General features: G+C 70.4%; 17 protein-coding genes and 1 tRNA gene. 7 read left to right on the forward strand and 11 right to left on the reverse strand.

The genetic code is table 11. The features are described from left to right. Window positions 1-204: 204 nt before the first annotated feature. A complete protein-coding gene (locus tag ABZ385_RS10245; RefSeq protein ID WP_358586791.1) occupies window positions 205-1260 on the forward strand; it encodes a LacI family DNA-binding transcriptional regulator in 1056 nt (351 codons plus the stop codon). Window positions 1261-1401: 141 nt separating this feature from the next. Here the strand turns inward: ABZ385_RS10245 and ABZ385_RS10250 are convergent, their stop codons facing one another. From ABZ385_RS10250 to ABZ385_RS10260, 3 genes are all read right to left on the reverse strand, one after another. Continuing rightward, complete coding sequence (locus tag ABZ385_RS10250; protein ID WP_358910806.1) at window positions 1402-1806, reverse strand: hypothetical protein; 405 nt, start codon at window positions 1804-1806, stop codon at window positions 1402-1404. A gap of 250 nt (window positions 1807-2056) precedes the next feature. Then, window positions 2057-2221, reverse strand: coding sequence for a hypothetical protein (locus tag ABZ385_RS10255; RefSeq protein ID WP_358910807.1), 165 nt, complete (start codon window positions 2219-2221; stop codon window positions 2057-2059). Further along, entirely contained in the window at window positions 2218-2409 is a 192-nt protein-coding gene (locus ABZ385_RS10260) for a hypothetical protein (protein ID WP_358910809.1), read from the reverse strand. Before ABZ385_RS10260 ends, ABZ385_RS10255 begins: the two co-directional genes overlap by 4 nt. 662 nt (window positions 2410-3071) lie before the next feature. Here ABZ385_RS10260 and ABZ385_RS10265 point away from each other — a divergent pair. Then, on the forward strand, window positions 3072-4190 hold the full coding sequence (locus ABZ385_RS10265) for a helix-turn-helix domain-containing protein (protein ID WP_358910811.1): 1119 nt from the start codon (window positions 3072-3074) through the stop codon (window positions 4188-4190). An 11-nt stretch (window positions 4191-4201) separates the two neighbouring features. Next, window positions 4202-4783, forward strand: a complete 582-nt coding sequence (locus ABZ385_RS10270; protein WP_358910813.1) for an HD domain-containing protein — start codon at window positions 4202-4204, stop codon at window positions 4781-4783. 256 nt (window positions 4784-5039) lie between these two features. Here the strand turns inward: ABZ385_RS10270 and ABZ385_RS10275 are convergent, their stop codons facing one another. Then, complete coding sequence (locus tag ABZ385_RS10275) at window positions 5040-5201, reverse strand: hypothetical protein (protein ID WP_358910815.1); 162 nt, start codon at window positions 5199-5201, stop codon at window positions 5040-5042. 23 nt (window positions 5202-5224) lie between these two features. Next, a complete protein-coding gene (locus ABZ385_RS10280) occupies window positions 5225-5752 on the reverse strand; it encodes a hypothetical protein (RefSeq protein WP_358910817.1) in 528 nt (175 codons plus the stop codon). 159 nt (window positions 5753-5911) lie between these two features. On the opposite strand from ABZ385_RS10280, the gene ABZ385_RS10285 reads away from it, so the two are divergent. Continuing rightward, window positions 5912-6769, forward strand: a complete 858-nt coding sequence (locus ABZ385_RS10285) for a helix-turn-helix domain-containing protein (RefSeq protein WP_358910819.1) — start codon at window positions 5912-5914, stop codon at window positions 6767-6769. A gap of 12 nt (window positions 6770-6781) precedes the next feature. Then, the gene (gene cyaB / locus ABZ385_RS10290) at window positions 6782-7336 is read left to right on the forward strand and encodes a class IV adenylate cyclase (protein ID WP_358910821.1); all 555 of its coding nucleotides are present in this window, start codon (window positions 6782-6784) and stop codon (window positions 7334-7336) included. Window positions 7337-7587: 251 nt separating this feature from the next. Here the strand turns inward: cyaB and ABZ385_RS10295 are convergent. The 4 genes from ABZ385_RS10295 to ABZ385_RS10310 form a co-directional block, all read right to left on the reverse strand. After that, window positions 7588-7660, reverse strand: a tRNA-His gene (locus ABZ385_RS10295). 109 nt (window positions 7661-7769) lie between these two features. Then, window positions 7770-8372 (reverse strand): oligoribonuclease, encoded by a 603-nt coding sequence (orn, locus tag ABZ385_RS10300; protein ID WP_358586795.1) that lies wholly within the window; start codon window positions 8370-8372, stop codon window positions 7770-7772. 10 nt (window positions 8373-8382) lie between these two features. Continuing rightward, window positions 8383-9612, reverse strand: coding sequence for a helix-turn-helix domain-containing protein (locus ABZ385_RS10305; protein ID WP_358586797.1), 1230 nt, complete (start codon window positions 9610-9612; stop codon window positions 8383-8385). Between the two features lie 414 nt (window positions 9613-10026). Further along, window positions 10027-10398 carry a hypothetical protein gene (locus ABZ385_RS10310; protein WP_358586799.1) on the reverse strand — a complete coding sequence of 124 codons (372 nt, stop codon included), beginning with the start codon at window positions 10396-10398 and terminating at the stop codon, window positions 10027-10029. 366 nt (window positions 10399-10764) lie between these two features. Here ABZ385_RS10310 and ABZ385_RS10315 point away from each other — a divergent pair, with 366 nt between their 5' ends. Next, window positions 10765-11289 carry a universal stress protein gene (locus ABZ385_RS10315; RefSeq protein ID WP_358586801.1) on the forward strand — a complete coding sequence of 175 codons (525 nt, stop codon included), beginning with the start codon at window positions 10765-10767 and terminating at the stop codon, window positions 11287-11289. A 122-nt stretch (window positions 11290-11411) separates the two neighbouring features. On the opposite strand, the gene glmS is transcribed toward ABZ385_RS10315, so the two are convergent. Further along, a complete protein-coding gene (gene glmS / locus ABZ385_RS10320) occupies window positions 11412-13229 on the reverse strand; it encodes a glutamine--fructose-6-phosphate transaminase (isomerizing) (protein ID WP_358696695.1) in 1818 nt (605 codons plus the stop codon). Window positions 13230-13239: 10 nt separating this feature from the next. Continuing rightward, complete coding sequence (locus tag ABZ385_RS10325) at window positions 13240-13497, reverse strand: hypothetical protein (RefSeq protein WP_358586805.1); 258 nt, start codon at window positions 13495-13497, stop codon at window positions 13240-13242. Between the two features lie 217 nt (window positions 13498-13714). On the opposite strand from ABZ385_RS10325, the gene ABZ385_RS10330 reads away from it, so the two are divergent. Continuing rightward, window positions 13715-15334, forward strand: coding sequence for a beta-N-acetylhexosaminidase (locus ABZ385_RS10330; RefSeq protein WP_358910823.1), 1620 nt, complete (start codon window positions 13715-13717; stop codon window positions 15332-15334). Window positions 15335-15351: the final 17 nt, after the last annotated feature.

The following is a 15351-nucleotide window of genomic DNA, read 5'->3' on the forward strand; positions in this document are numbered from 1 at the left end:
GTGTACGGTTCAGGTAGCGTGGGAGCGCTCCCACAGGTGATTGCTTGAAGACTGGTTGCTGACGGCGGGGGTGTCAAGGGACCGGACAGGGAGTTACGGCTTCGGTTATCGGGCTGTTACGGGCCACCCGCCCCTCGACCCCTCGGCCCGCCGAAGATCCGGCTGTTACATTCCTCGCCGGGGCAGTGTGACGGGAGGCGGACAATGGCAGCTCACGGGGCACGCGGCCGCAGCGGCGGACGACCCACCCTGGAGGAGGTCGCCGCACGCGCGGGCGTGGGGCGGGGCACGGTCTCCCGCGTGATCAACGGCTCGCCGCGGGTGAGCGCGGCGACCCGCTCCGCCGTCGAGGCCGCCGTGGCGGAACTGGGCTACGTCCCCAACACGGCGGCCCGCGCCCTGGCCGCCAACCGCACCGACGCGATCGCCCTCGTGGTGCCCGAGCCCGAGACCCGCTTCTTCGCCGAGCCGTACTTCTCCGACGTGCTGCGCGGCGTGGGCGCCCAGCTGAGCGAGACCGAGCTGCAGCTGCTGCTGATCTTCGCGGGCAGCGACCAGCGGCGCCAGCGCCTGGCCCAGTACCTCGCGGCCCACCGCGTCGACGGCGTCCTGCTCGTCTCGGTGCACGCCGACGACCCGCTGCCCGACCTGCTGACCCAGCTGGAGATCCCCGCGGTGATCAGCGGCCGCCGCTCCGCCGACGAGGCGCTGCCCTCGGTCGACTCCGACAACTTCGCCGGGGCCTGCTCGGCCGTCGACCACCTCCTGGCGCGCGGCCGCACGGCCATAGCCACCATCACGGGCCGCCTCGACGTGTACGGGGCCCAGCGCCGCCTGGACGGCTACCGCGCCGCGCTGCGGGACGCGGGCCGGCCGGTCGAGGAGCGGCTGATCGCGCAGGGCGACTTCACGGAGGAGGGCGGCCACCGGGCGATGCGGGAGCTGCTGGCGGCCTGCCCCGGGGTCGACGCGGTGTTCGCGGGCTCCGACGTGATGGCGGCGGGCGCCCGGCAGGCGCTGCGGGAGGCGGGGCGGCGCATACCGGACGACGTGGCGCTGGTCGGTTTCGACGACTCGGCTATCGCCCGGCACATGGATCCCCCGCTCACCAGCGTGCGCCAGCCGATAGAGGAGATGGGCCGCGCGATGATCGACCTGCTGCTCGCAGAAATCGCGGACCCCCGCCCCGCCACATCCCGCCGCCTGGAACGCCGCCAGCTGGTCCTACCGACGGAACTGGTCCCGCGGGCGTCGTCCTGAGGGGCGGGGGGTGCCCCTACTGGGCGGGCGTGCCGCTCCCCGCTGGTGTTCACACATGATCAGTTCTCCCTGTGGTCGGGGGAGGGCGCTGACCGGTGTGGTGCACTCCGCCGCTGGGGCGGACAGGCCTGCGAGGAGGAGTCAGATCTTGCGGATGAACGTCTTCTCGCCGTTGTGCCAGACGATCGTCACGCCCTGCTGGTCGTCGCCGCCGCCCTCGCGGGCCGACCAGACCTCCAGGGACGCGATCTCAGGCGACTCGGCCGCGCCGATGACGGCGGCGAGCCACGCGTCCTGGGCTCCCGTGGCCGGGGCTGCCGTGAAGGGTGCCGGCGCGCCGTGGACAGCGGCCGTGGGGGTGTCGTGCTTGGCGCCCTCCGCGAGCTGGCCGATCATCTGCCACCGGGTCTCGCGTCCGGCGACGGTGACGGCCAGGCCGTAGGGGTGCTTGGTGTCTCCGGCTTCGGACAGGGGCTGTACGCGCTGGACGTCGGGGGCATTTTTCAGCAGGTCAGCGGCGAAGTCCTGTAAGGCAGCGGGGTACATTTGTGATCATTTCTCTCATGGCGGCTCGGTCAGTTTAGGGGCGCCGACAGGCCATGGTTCTCCACCCGAGCCGCCTTCAGCGCCGGGACCGCCCGCGAACCTCGGCGGGACCGTCCAGTGCGTGCCGGGTGCCTGCGTGCGGCCGAGCCGGGGTACGCCGAGGTCCGCTTCCCAGTGGAGTGCCGCGATGGTCTCGCGGGTCCGGTCGAGGATCGGTGGGTCGTAGTGGGTGGGGTCGTGGCCCGGGTATCTACTGCTGCGTGCGCCGCACGAAGGCGGGTGGTCGCGGGCACTTGGTGTGGAGCCAGATGGTGGCGCCGCCGGCCGAGATGGACACCTTCACGGCGGACGTGCCGGGATGCTCCTGAGTGATCGGCGCGTCGCAGCGCCAGCAGTACCGGATGCCCTCGCTCATCCCGGGCCGCCGTTCACGCGTCGCATGGCGGGCTCGCCGCCGGCCTTCAGGGTTCGGCGCAGGCGGCGGCCCTTCGCGCAGATGCGGCCGATGGACTTGCACGTGGGGCAGTCGTAGGTGTGCTTGACCACCGCCTGGCCGATCTCCAACTGGGTCAGCGCCGGGGCCGTCCTGGCCTTCGAGGTCATAGCTCTGCCTCCGGCTGACGCTGAGTCCGTAGGTGATGAGGGCCGCCACCGTGCTGAGTTCGCACCGATCGCCCGCGAACCTCGGCGGGACCGTCCAGTGCGTGCCGGGTGGCTCCCTGCGGTCGAGGCGCGGTACGCCGAGGTAGGTGCCTGCCCCCAGGCACGGGGCGATGGCCTCGTGTGCCCAGGCGCGCCCGGCGCGGAGCCGCGTAAGGGCGTAGTAGGTGCCGCCCATGGCCCGGTTGTCGTGGATGACGGGGCCGTTGAGGGCGCGGCCGAGCAGGAGGGCGATCTGCTGCGGGTCGGTCGTGCACACTGCCGCGAGCACGAGGCGCTCAGGGATGCGGACCGCCTCGAACCGCCCGCCGAGCGGGAGCAGCGCGACGCCTCTGTCCGCCCATTCCCGCCAGGCCTGCTCGGGGGCCTGCTGCGCTCGCGCGAGCCAGTCCGCGACTGCTCGGGCTTCCTTTTGCGCGTGCAGGCCTTGCGGCGTTCTTCCCTCTTGCGGGGCGACGGTTCGTTGTACGGGGTCCACGGCGGCACCACTCCTACTACGCTGTGTAGCCGGTCATCACCCCTTGACAGTAGGTAGGGGTGATCGTCGCCAGAAGTGACCGCAGGTACGGGTATGAGCCTGCCCAAAGTGCGAGCCAGGGGGCGAGATGGAGCACCGCGCGCGTTCAACCCTGACCGGCGGTCAGGGAACGACTGAGCGCACCCGAGCGGGCATCATCTCGGGGTACGTTTTCCGTGTGATCCGCGAGCAGCTGGGCCACACCCAGGACGGCTTCGCCGAGGCCTTCGGCGTCTCGCCGGACACCATCTCCGGCTGGGAGTCGGGCCGTCGACCACTCACATCGGTGCCAGCCGGGCAGATGCTCGTCCACCGCCACCGTCTCATGCGCCTGGGAAGCGGCCCCGAACTCCTGGCTGTTTTGGAGCGGGCAGTGGAAGCCGATGTCCTGCTCGCGAGCGCCCTCGACGAGGCCGCGCCCGCCGACACCAGCCCGCTCGGAGCCTGGGTCTTGCGGCGCGACCTCGTCGAAGTTCTGACCTGGCCCCTGACCAAGATGGCTCCGACACCGGTCAGGAATCTCTCCCCACCGCCGCGACCGCGACGCGGCCCCGTGCCCACGGCGCCCGATCTTCCCGCCACCGACCGCGCGCGGTTCTTCACGCGGATGCGGGAAACGGCGGAACAGGCCCGGGGCGACGGCAACTTCCTGCTGCGGCGTCAAGCCCTGTATCTGGCAGGGTTCGACAAGGAGAGCGACACGTCCGACTGGCTGGCCCACCAGCAGAGGCTCGTGCGCCCTGATGACTGGCTCACTCGCTGGCTCAACTCCCGTTCGGCCGCCGCTGTCGCAGCGCGGCAAGGTGACCGGGACCGGATGGCGCACTTCATCACGCGCACACTTGGTGACGACGACGCGGCCGAGGCCGCCAACCTCAACTACTGGGCGTACTGGCTCGGCGAGACACCCCACATTCAGCTGTCGGACGACTTCATCGCCTCGCCCGTGCCAGGCGCCTGGTACGGCGGCCGCTTGCTGGACCACCTCGTCCGGGGGCTCACGCCCCAGCATGGATTCTTCGATCTCAACGTCCACACCCTGTGGGCCCTGCTGGTCGCGCGCCCCAAGTTGCTCCACACCGCCTCCCCCGCGAGTACGGCCCTACGCACCCGGCTCCCCGTGATGTTGGATGACGTGGAGCTCTCCGCGCAGGCCAGGCGGGAGCTGGAGGGCATTCGGTACGCAATCCGCCTCGCCGAGGCGTGAAAGGGGACACCGTGGCTGATCAGGAACTCACAGAGGTGGCCCACTTCCTGTGGGAGGCGGGCACACTGAAGGCCGCGCGCCGAACCGGTTGGTGGATGGCGGGAGTCCGAGACCCGGAGAGCGTGGCGGAGCACGCATGGCGCACGTCGGTGATCGCCTCGGTCATCGCCACGCTGGAGGGCGCCGACGCCGCTCGCGCCGCGCACCTGGCGGTGTGGCACGACTCCCAGGAGACGCGCACGGGCGACGTCAATCACCTGGGCAAGAAGTACGCCGCGCCCGGTGACCCCGAGGCGGTGACCGCCGACCAGACGGCCGGCATGCCCGAGGTGCTGCGCACCGCCGTACGTGCCCTGGTCGCCGAGTACGAGGCCAAGGAATCGCCCGAGGCCATCTGCGCCCGGGACGCCGACAAGCTGGAGTGCATGCTTCAGGGTCTGGAGTACAGGTCCCAGGGGTATGCCGGCGCTCAACGGTGGATCGACAACAGCCGAGCGCGCATCGTTACGGAGTCCGGGCAGCGGTTGGCCGATGAACTGCTCAGACAGTCTCCCTTGGAGTGGCTGCGTGCCGCCATGGGGGAGAAGGGCTGACCGCCCTTGATCCTTCAGGGTGAGTGACGGGACTTGAACCTGATTCTTGACCCATCTGTGAACTGTGGCGATGTTGAAAACCGCGCCGAACCAGGCAATTTCGATGCCAGTGCGAACCACCAAGCGTCACCAAAACCCGCGCAGTGTTCCCGTGGGAACACTCCCCCGGCCAAGATCGCCCATGCAGATGTGCGAGTGAGTGCAGACGGCCCTTACCGCTGGGCGCCTGCGGGCATGCAGTACCGGATGCCCTCACTCATCCCGGGCCGCCGTTCACGCGTCGCATGGCGGGCTCGCCGCCGGCTTTCAGGGTGCGGCGCAGGCGGCGGCCCTTCGCGCAGATGCGGCCGATGGACTTGCACGTGGGGCAGTCGTAGGTGTGCTTGACCACTGCCTGGCCGATCTCCACCGGGCTCAACTCCGGGACTCTGGCCTGCGGTGTCACTGGTCTGTCTCCAGGGTGATGCTGAGCCCGAAGCCGATGAGGGCCTCGACGGTGGCGGGCTCGCACAGGTCGCCCGGGAACCGTGGGGGCACCACCCAGTGGGCGCCCGGCGGTTTCGTGCGGTCCATCCTCGGTACGGCGAGATAGTTGCCCACCCCCAGTCGGGGGGCGACGTCCTGGTACTTCCAGACGTGCCCGGTCCGATGGGTCCGCATCAGGATGTCGAAGGTGCCGCCCATCGCCCGGCCGTCGAAGAAGGCGGGACCGTTGAGGAACCGAGTGAGGCGTTCGGTGATCTCAGGCGGGTCGTACGTGTCCACCGCTGCGAGGACGAGCCGCGCGGGCAGGCGCGCGGCCTCGAAGTGCCGGCCGAGCGGCAGCAGGGCAACGCCGGTGTCCGCCCATTCGCGGTGCGCTTGGCGCGGCTCCTGCTGGGCGTGCGCCAGCCATTCGACGGCGGCGCTGACCGGTGTGGGGAATGTGCCGCTTCCCGTGCCGGGCTCTTTGTCCGTACTCTCGCTCATGTCGATTCCTCGCTGGTCGGCCACGCCCCGGGGCCGTTCGCGCGGTCGCCGGGGTCACCTGGACAGCGTCCGGTAACAGCCGGTGTCGCTGCGATCCCCTGACGGTAATCTCACGGTGAGATGACTTCCCAACCAGTTCTGGATACCGGGGGCTGCGCTATGTCGACTGCAAGAGGCCCTGTCGATCTGCCTGATTGGGCATGGGAGAGGGCAGAGGTCCGTGAAGCGCTCCGCGCACGGGATATGGGCGCCGTGTTCCGGCACGTACAGCAGTACTCCGGGGCCAGCCAGGCCCGTATCGCCACAGCGACCGGCATGACTCAGGCTCGCGTCAATGAAGTCATCAACGGCCGCCGCGAAGTGACGCGCCTGTCGGTGTACGAGCGCATCGCCGAAGGACTGCTCATGCCAGACGATGCGCGCCATTTGCTCGGACTGGCCGCCAGCCGTGAGCGGAGCCGCGGTGGCGCGGCGTTCGACCTGGCGGCATTCCCCGAAGTGGTGCGCGTGTACGAGGCGCAGGCATCTGCGGCTGAGGAAATCCAGGAAAACGCGCGTTGTGCCGAAGAACTAGACATCCTCGCCGTGCGCGGCCTGGGCCTGATCGGCCTGAACGACAGCCTGCTGCGTTCCGCTTGCATGCCGAGGGGGCATGGCGGTCCAGGGCTTCGCGTGCGTGTTGCACTGCTCGACCCTGACGGCGAAACCTTGAAGCAGCGTGCGGCCGAGATCGGCGAGTCCGCTGACTCTCTGGCCGGCGGAGTACGGCTGACGGAGGCTCGGCTCCGGGAGTTGCGGGTGGAAGGGTGCGATGTGGCTGTTTTCCGGTACAGGATGCTCCCGACCTGGCGTTTGATTCGGGCCGACCACACGCTCTTTGTGGGGGCATTCGACGCAGGCTGGGAAGGGCACGAGTCGGCCACGTACAAAGTGATGGCGACACCGCACGGTCCGCTCTTTCGCGGTTTCCGGCGGATGTTCGAGGCGACCTTGGCAGAGGCGCAGCAGACGGTGTGAGGGGAGCGACAGGTGATCGAGGCCGAGCTGAAGGCGCGGGTGCAGGAGCCGGAGCAGGTGATGGCGCAGCTGGACGAGCGCGCTCGGGCGCGGAGCGAGGTGTACCAGGACACGTACTACGACCGTCCAGTGGGCTCCCTTGCCGCAGCAGACGAAGAGCTGCGCGTGCGGACTATTCACGGCGAGGGCAGCACCCGCACTGTGCTCACCTTCAAGGGGGCTGTGGTTGATCCCGCGTCCGGATCCAAGCCGGAGCACGAGACAGCCGTCGATGACGCGGAGGCGACGCATGCCATTCTGCGAGGGCTCGGGTATGCCGAGGTCATCGCGTTCGAGAAGCGATGCCGAAACTACGACTTCGAGGCGAGTGGCCGGACGATGCTTGCGACGCTCGTGCGTGTCCCCGAGATCGACGGGACGTTCTTGGAAGTAGAGACGCTTGTCGGCGAGGGCGAAGTCGATGCGGCCTTGGACAGTATCCGCGGTGTCTTGGCGGACCTGGGCATCAACGAGGGCGACTTGACGCGCGAGACGTACACGGAAGCCGTCGCACAGCGGCGCCGATGACCAGCAGCGCTGTCGTCCCTGGCCACGCCGTTCTCCCCGTTCGCGCCGGGCTTGACCGGGCTCGCCGCGGCCGCCTTGGAGCCACCGGACTTGGTAGGTCGTCGCGGGTCCGTCCTTGAACTCGCGCTTCCTGATCGTTGCCATGACCGGAGGGGGCGGTTTCGGGGGTACGGGTTGGCCACGGTTTGGCCATGGCCTGGAACGCGATCAAGGGCTGACCCGTTTTCACAGGTCAGCCCTTGATCCTTCAGGGTGAGTGACGGGACTTGAACCCGCGGCCACCTGGACCACAACCAGGTGCTCTACCAACTGAGCTACACCCACCATGTCCGGTCTTCGTTTCCTTCCGACCGGCCGAGAAAAAGTGTACAGGGTCCGAAGGGGTGCTCGCGCACGCCTTTTTCCGGACCCCGTACAGGGGGGCCTCGCGGGGTCAGGGCGAGGGCAGGACGTGCTTGGCCGCGATCGTCTTCGCGGTGTCCGAGTCCGGGCCGGGCTGCGGGACGAAGATCGCCTCGCGGTAGTAGCGCAGCTCGGCGATGGACTCGCGGATGTCGGCGAGCGCCCGGTGGTTGCCGCTCTTGTCCGGGCTGTTGAAGTACGCCCGGGGGTACCAGCGCCGGGCCAGCTCCTTGATGGAGGAGACGTCGACGATCCGGTAGTGGAGGTACTCCTCCAGCGTCGCCATGTCCCGCAGCAGGAAACCGCGGTCGGTGCCGACCGAGTTTCCGCACAGCGGAGCCTTCCGCGGCTCCTTGACGTGCTCACGTACGTACGCCAGGACCTGCTCCTCGGCGTCCGCCAGCGTGGTGCCGCCGGCCAGCTCGTCGAGGAGCCCCGAGGCGGTGTGCATCGCGCGCACCACCTCGGGCATGGTCTCCAGCGCCGCGTCCGGCGGGCGGATCACGATGTCCACACCTTCGCCGAGCACGTTCAGTTCCGAGTCGGTGACCAGTGCGGCCACCTCGATAAGTGCGTCATCCGTCAACGAGAGCCCGGTCATCTCGCAGTCGATCCACACCATGCGATCGTTCATGCGTCTTACCCTACGGCGCACTCCTCTGGCCGGGCAGGGCAGTGCGGCCCGACGCGTACGCGTCCGCGTGCGGTTTGCCGGGCTCGGCGGGCACCGAGGCCGTCGCCCCGAGCGCGCTCGCGGCCGCGGTGCGCCGGGTCTGGGTCGGCACCGGACCCGCTTCCACCAGCGCGGGCATGGCCTGCGAGCCCGTGGGGACGGACTCCAGCGCGCGCTCGCCCTGCGGCCTGCGGGCGCGGTAGGCGGCCCGGTAGGCGGCGGGGGAGGAGCCCAGCTGGCGCCGGAAGTGGCCTCGCAGGGCGACCGGCGAGCGGAAGCCGCAGCGGCCCGCGACCTCGTCGACGGAGTAGTCGGAGGTCTCCAGGAGCCGCTGCGCCTGGAGCACCCGCTGGGTGATCAGCCACTGCAGGGGAGCGCTCCCGGTGAGCGAGCGGAACCTGCGGTCGAAGGTCCGCCTGCTCATGTAGGCGCGCGCGGCCAGCGTCTCCACGTCGAACTGCTCGTGGAGGTGCTCCAGGGCCCAGGCGACGACCTCGGCGAGCGGGTCGGCGCCGATCTCCTCGGGTAAAGACCTGTCGAGGTAGCGCTCCTGGCCGCCGGCCCGGCGCGGCGGCACCACGAGCCTGCGGGCGAGCGCGCCCGCCGCCTCGTTGCCGTGGTCCGTGCGCACGATGTGCAGACAGAGATCGATTCCGGCCGCGGTGCCGGCGCTCGTCAGGACGTCCCCGTCGTCGACGAACAGCTCGCGCGGGTCCACGTGCACGGACGGGTAGCGCTTCGCGAGCGTCGGCGCGTACATCCAGTGGGTGGTCGCGGGCCGGCCGTCGAGCAGGCCGGCGGCGGCGAGCACGAACGCGCCGGTGCAGAGCCCGACGATGCGGGCACCCTCCTCGTGCGCGCGGCGCAGCGCGTCGAGTGCCTCCGGCGGCGGCGGAGACGTGATCGACCGCCAGGCCGGTACGACGACCGTGCCCGCCCTGCCGATGGCCTCCAGGCCGTGTGGTGCGGTGAGTTCCAGTCCGCCGGTGGTCCGCAGCGGGCCCTCTTCGCCGGCGCACACGAGCAGCCGGTAACGGGGCACTCCCGCGTCCTGCCGGTCGATGCCGAACACGGAGAGCGGTATGGAACTCTCGAAAATGGGACCACCGCTGAAGAGCAGCACCGATACGATCTCCCGGCGTCGGCGCCCGGAGAGCTTCCGGGCCGTGGTCTCCGGCGCTGCGATGGAGTCGTGAGTCATGGCGCTAAACCCCCCTCGGTCGTAGCGGCTCCCTGTTCCTGACCTGCTCGACGTGCTTGACGCGCTTGCCTGGCTTGTCGCTCCTGCACGTTTCCCCTCGGTCCTCCACCAGTCCCCCGCCGTAATACAGTCAAGATCGAATCTACTGTGTCCCGTGCTGCCGGGGTGACCAGTTCAGCACCCGGCAGATTGTCGACATGGCAACTTGGCGTGAAGCATTCGATCACGAAGCGTTGCACTCGTGGGCCGCACAGGGAAGTGCGCCTTCGCTCCGTGGCCGGTCCCCGTAGGGTGCGCTTGCCCTCCGGGCCCCTTTCAGCCCAGGCCGGACGAGGCTGGAGGGCCCGTTCGGCCGGGGAGATCGGCGTCCGGGGAAGTTGGCTGAAAAGCTACGGGATCGTGTGTGCGAATCGGTCAGTCGACCGGCGCACCGCCCGGGCTGTGCCGGGTTCCGCGGTGTCCTCCCGTACCCGTTCTGCCGTGCCGTCCGCGGTGCCCGCAGCGCTGCTCCGCCAGCTGCCGCGCGGCGCCCCGCTCGGACTGCCGCAGCAGCACCCGGCAGACCCCGGTGACGGCCGCCAGACCGAGGGCCGCCCCGCCGGCTCCGGCCAGCGAGATCCCGTATCCCACCAGGACGACGGGAACCAGTACGCAGCTGAAGGCCGCCCAGCGGACGACGTCGCCCGCCGGGTCCGCTCCCGGGCCGCGCCGCGGCTTTCCGGGGCGCGGGGCGGGATCGGGGCGGTCCTTGGGGGCGGGCGGGGACGTGGTGGAGGTTCCAGGCACGGCGTGCTCCCTCGGCGGTGGCGTACGGGGTTCAACGCACGGCCGGGCGGGCGGTCACTGGTGCGGCGCGCACCGGGCTCCGGACGGGTGCGCAAACCGCCTGTACGTGGCAGCAACCATTGCCATCCGGGCGCGGCTCATGCATGCTCCGGTGAACGCCGGGAGGCCCTGTGCGCGGTCCGGCGCGAGCCCGTGCGGGCTCTACGCGGGCTCTGGGCAGGAGGGGAGTGGCGCCGTACCCTTGGGGGTATGGAGTTGGGAAGGTGATTCCCGGACTACCTTCCAGGTCCTTGCACCGCGTCCTTGCACTGCCGCAGCATCCGAACAGCCGACCCTCCCACAGAGGACTCCTTCGCCGAGACACCCATGGCCGGTCACGAATTCTTCGAACCCGCGGACCGCAAGCGGCAGGTCGCCGATCCGACAGCGACCCCCCGAGCGGCGGAAGAACCACGTCATGCCTGCGATCCGGCCTTCCGGCACGGTGTCGTCGTCGGCTTCGACGGCTCGACCTCCAGTGAGCGCGCCCTCGCCTATGCCATCGGCATGGCCCACCGCTCGGGCTCGGGCCTGATCATCGTGCATGTCGCCAACCGGCTGCCCACCACGGTGTGGGCGGGGTGCGAGCCGCCGGTCTTCGTCGACGTCCCGGACCACCGCACCGAGGTGCTCGGCCTCGAACTGGCCTGCGCGGACTATCTCGCCGAGGTGCCCTGGATCCTCGTCGAGCGCGGCGGCGACATCTGCCACGAGCTGGAGGAGGTCGGTCGCGAGTACAGCGCGGACGCGATCGTCGTCGGCTCCACGCACGGCATCGTCGGGCGCATCTTCGGCTCCGTCGCCGGGCGGTTGGCGCGCCGGGCGCAGCGGCCCGTCATCGTCATTCCGTGACGCTTCGTCAACCGGGCGGCGGCCGCGGCCCTTGAGGGAGCGGCTCCCCGGGCGCCGGTGGCACCCGCGGGGAGCCGCTTCACTTCTCCTGCCGGGGCGGACCGCTCGACCCGCCGGTCCGGCTATTCGACGGTCACGGACTTCGCCAGGTTGCGCGGCTTGTCGATGTCCCGGCCGAGCGCCAACGCCGTGTGGTAGGCGAGGAGTTGCAGCGGGATGCCCATCAGGATCGGGTCCAGCTCGTTCTCGTTCTTCGGGACGAGGATCGTCTGGTCGGCCTTCTCCTGCTCCTGGTGCGCGACGGCGAGGATCTTGCCGCTGCGGGCCTTGATCTCCTCCAGGGCGGCGCGGTTCTTCTCCAGGAGGTCGTCGTCCGGGACGATCGCGACCGTGGGGAGCGCGGGCTCGATGAGGGCGAGCGGGCCGTGCTTCAGCTCGGAGGCGGGGTAGGCCTCGGCGTGGATGTAGGAGACCTCCTTGAGCTTGAGGGAGGCCTCGCGGGCGACGGGGTAGCCCCGGACGCGGCCGATGAAGAGCATCGAGCGGGCGTCCGCGTAGCTCTTGGCGATCTTCTTGATCTCGTCCTCCTGCTTGAGGATCTCCGAGATCTGGCCGGGCAGCTTGCGCAGGCCCTCGATGATCCGCTTGCCGTCGGAGACCGACAGGTCGCGGATGCGGCCCAGGTGCAGGGCGAGCAGGGCGAAGGCCACCGTGGTGTTCGTGAAGCACTTGGTGGAGACGACGCAGACCTCGGGGCCCGCGTGGACGTACACGCCCGCGTCGGCCTCCCGGGCGATCGCCGAGCCGACGACGTTGACCACGCCGAGGACGCGGGCGCCCTTGCGCTTGAGCTCCTGGACGGCGGCGAGCACGTCGTACGTCTCGCCGGACTGGGAGACCGCGATGTAGAGGGTGTCGGGGTCCACGACCGGGTTGCGGTAGCGGAACTCGGACGCCGGCTCCGCGTCGGCGGGGATGCGGGCCAGCTCCTCGATCATCTGGGCGCCGATCATGCCCGCGTGGTACGAGGTGCCGCAGCCGAGGATCTTGACGCGGCGCACCTTGCGGGCGTCGTGCGCGTCGAGGTTGAGGCCGCCGAGGTGCACGGTGGAGAAGCGGTCGTCGATGCGGCCGCGCAGGACGCGGTCGACCGCGTCGGGCTGCTCGAAGATCTCCTTGTGCATGTACGTGTCGTGGCCGCCCATGTCGTACGACTCGGCCTCCCACTCCACGGTGGTCGGCGAGGCGGTGGTGCGGGAGCCCTCGGTGGTGTAGGTGCGGTAGTCGTCGGCCTTGATGGTGGCCATCTCGCCGTCGTCCAGGGTGACGACCTGGCGGGTGTGCGAGACGAGCGCGGCGACGTCCGAGGCGACGAACATCTCCTTCTCGCCGATGCCGAGGACCACCGGGGAGCCGTTGCGGGCGACGACGATGCGGTCGTTGAAGTCGGCGTGCAGGACGGCGATGCCGTACGTGCCCTCGATGTGGCGCAGGGCCTCGCGGACCTTCTCCTCCAGGGTGTCCGCCTGGGAGCGGGCGATGAGGTGGGTGAGGACCTCGGTGTCCGTCTCGGAGAGGAACTCGACGCCGTCGGCGGTGAGCTTGGCGCGCAGCTCCGAGGCGTTGTCGATGATGCCGTTGTGGACGACGGCGACCTTCTCGTCCTGCGAGAGGTGGGGGTGGGCGTTCTCGTCGGAGGGGGCGCCGTGGGTGGCCCAGCGGGTGTGGGCGATGCCGGTGGTGCCCTTGAAGCGGGCGGGCACCTTGGCCTCGAGGTCGCGTACGCGCCCCTTGGCCTTGACCGTCTTCAGGCCGGTGGCCTTGGGGCCGGTGACGGCGATGCCCGCCGAGTCGTAGCCGCGGTACTCCAGGCGCTGGAGGCCTTCGAGGAGCAGGGGGGCGACGTCACGCTTGCCGATGTAACCGACGATTCCGCACATGGAGGGTGTCCTAGCCGTAGATGATGCGGCGCAGCTGCCGGAGGCTCAGCTCCGGTGGCGCGACCGCGCGGTATGCGAGATCCGCCGAGATCTGTTCGAAGATCGCCGCGTTCAGCAGGCCCTGACCCTGCAGCTCGCGGTGGCGGCGACGGACGAACTGCTCGGTCGTCTCGTCGAAGTAGGCGAGCACGTCCTGGACGACCCGCAGCGCTTCGCCCCGCTGGAGCGGGGTGCTGCGGGTGAGGTGGTCCACCAGGTCGTCGTGCATTCGATGATCCTGGGGGATCTTCGCCGCTTTCGCAAGAATCCTGCCCGGAATCGGGCAGAGGCGCGCCGGAATGGGGTCCGGGTGGACTATCCCGGCGGACACGGACTCCCGGAACAGCTCCTCCCCTCCCCTTGACCCCTTGTGGGGGCGGGGTTACCAATGGGAACCGTTCGAATGGTATGGACCACAGCTGCGCCCCCGTCGAAGGGACCCGCTCGTGAGAACGCATCCCGGAACGACCCGGACCTCGCGCCTGCTCGGCTCGCTGCTGCTGGTGGCGGCCGCCGGCGTCTCCTCCTTCGCCGCGGCCCCCGCCCCCTCGGGCCGGGCGGAGCCGCCTCTCACCCCGCTCGGCCGGATCGTCCCCGCGCCGATGCGGGTCGAGGCGGGCGGCGAGGGGTACGAGATCACCGCCCGGACCCGCATCCGCGCCGCCACCCCCGAGGAGCGGCGCGCCGGCGAGTACCTGGCGAAGGTGCTGCGCCCCTCCACCGGCTACCGGCTGCCGCTCACCGACCGGGCGGGCGGCGACGGCATCCGGCTGCGCATCAGCGCCGAACCGCGGAACAAGGCCCTCGGCGCCGAGGGCTACCGGGTCCTGTCCACGCGCGGCTCCCTCACGATCACCTCCTGGACGGGCGCCGGGCTCTTCCACGGCGTGCAGACGGTGCGCCAGCAGCTGCCCGCCGCCGTCGAGAAGAGGACGGGGCAGCGCGGCCCGTGGCGGATCGCGGGCGGCACCATCACCGACATGCCGCGCTACGGCTACCGCTCCACGATGCTCGACGTCGCCCGGCACTTCTTCACCGTCGACCAGGTCAAGCGCTACATCGACCAGGCCGCGCTGTACAAGATGAACAAGCTGCACCTGCATCTGAGCGACGACCAGGGCTGGCGCATCGCCGTCGACTCCTGGCCGCGCCTGGCCACGTACGGCGGCTCCACGCAGGTCGGCGGTGGCGCGGGCGGCCACTACACGAAGGCGCAGTACAAGGAGATCGTCGCGTACGCCGCCGCGCGGCACATGGAGGTCGTCCCCGAGATCGACATGCCGGGGCACACCAACGCGGCCCTCGCCTCGTACGCGGAGCTGAACTGCGACGGCGTCGCCCCGCCGCTCTACACCGGCACCGCCGTCGGCTTCAGCTCGCTGTGCGTGAAGAAGGACGTCACGTACGACTTCGTGGACGACGTGATCCGCGAGCTGGCCGCGATGACGCCCGGTGAGTACCTCCACATCGGCGGCGACGAGGCGCACTCCACCAGCCACGAGGACTTCACGGCCTTCATGGCCAGGGTGCAGCCGCTGGTCGCCGAGTACGGCAAGACGGTGCTGGGCTGGCACCAGCTCACGGGCGCGAAACCCGCCGAGGGCGCCGTCGCGCAGTACTGGGGCTACGACCGGACGGGCGCCGCCGAGCGCGAGCGGGTCGTGAACGCCGCGAAGAACGGCACCCGGCTGGTCCTGTCGCCCGCCGACCGCTCCTACCTCGACATGAAGTACACCAAGGACACCCCGCTCGGCCTGGACTGGGCGGGGTTCGTGGAGGTGCGCCGCTCCTACGACTGGGACCCGGCGACCTACCTGCCGGGCGTGCCCGCCGACGCGGTCATGGGCGTCGAGGCGCCGCTGTGGACGGAGACCCTCTCGACCTCCGCGCACCTGGAGCACATGGCGTTCCCGCGCCTGCCCGGGATCGCCGAACTCGGCTGGTCGCCCGCGGCCACGCACGACTGGGAGGCGTACCGGACGCGACTCGCCGCGCAGGCCCCGCGCTGGGACGCGCTCGGCATCGGCTACCACCGGTCGCCGCAGGTGCCCTGGCCCGCCCGCTAGGAGAGCGGACGGGGTCG

Origin of the sequence: Streptomyces sp. NPDC005898 (assembly GCF_040629635.1) — a bacterium.
In the GTDB taxonomy this organism is placed as follows: Bacteria; Actinomycetota; Actinomycetes; order Streptomycetales; family Streptomycetaceae; genus Streptomyces.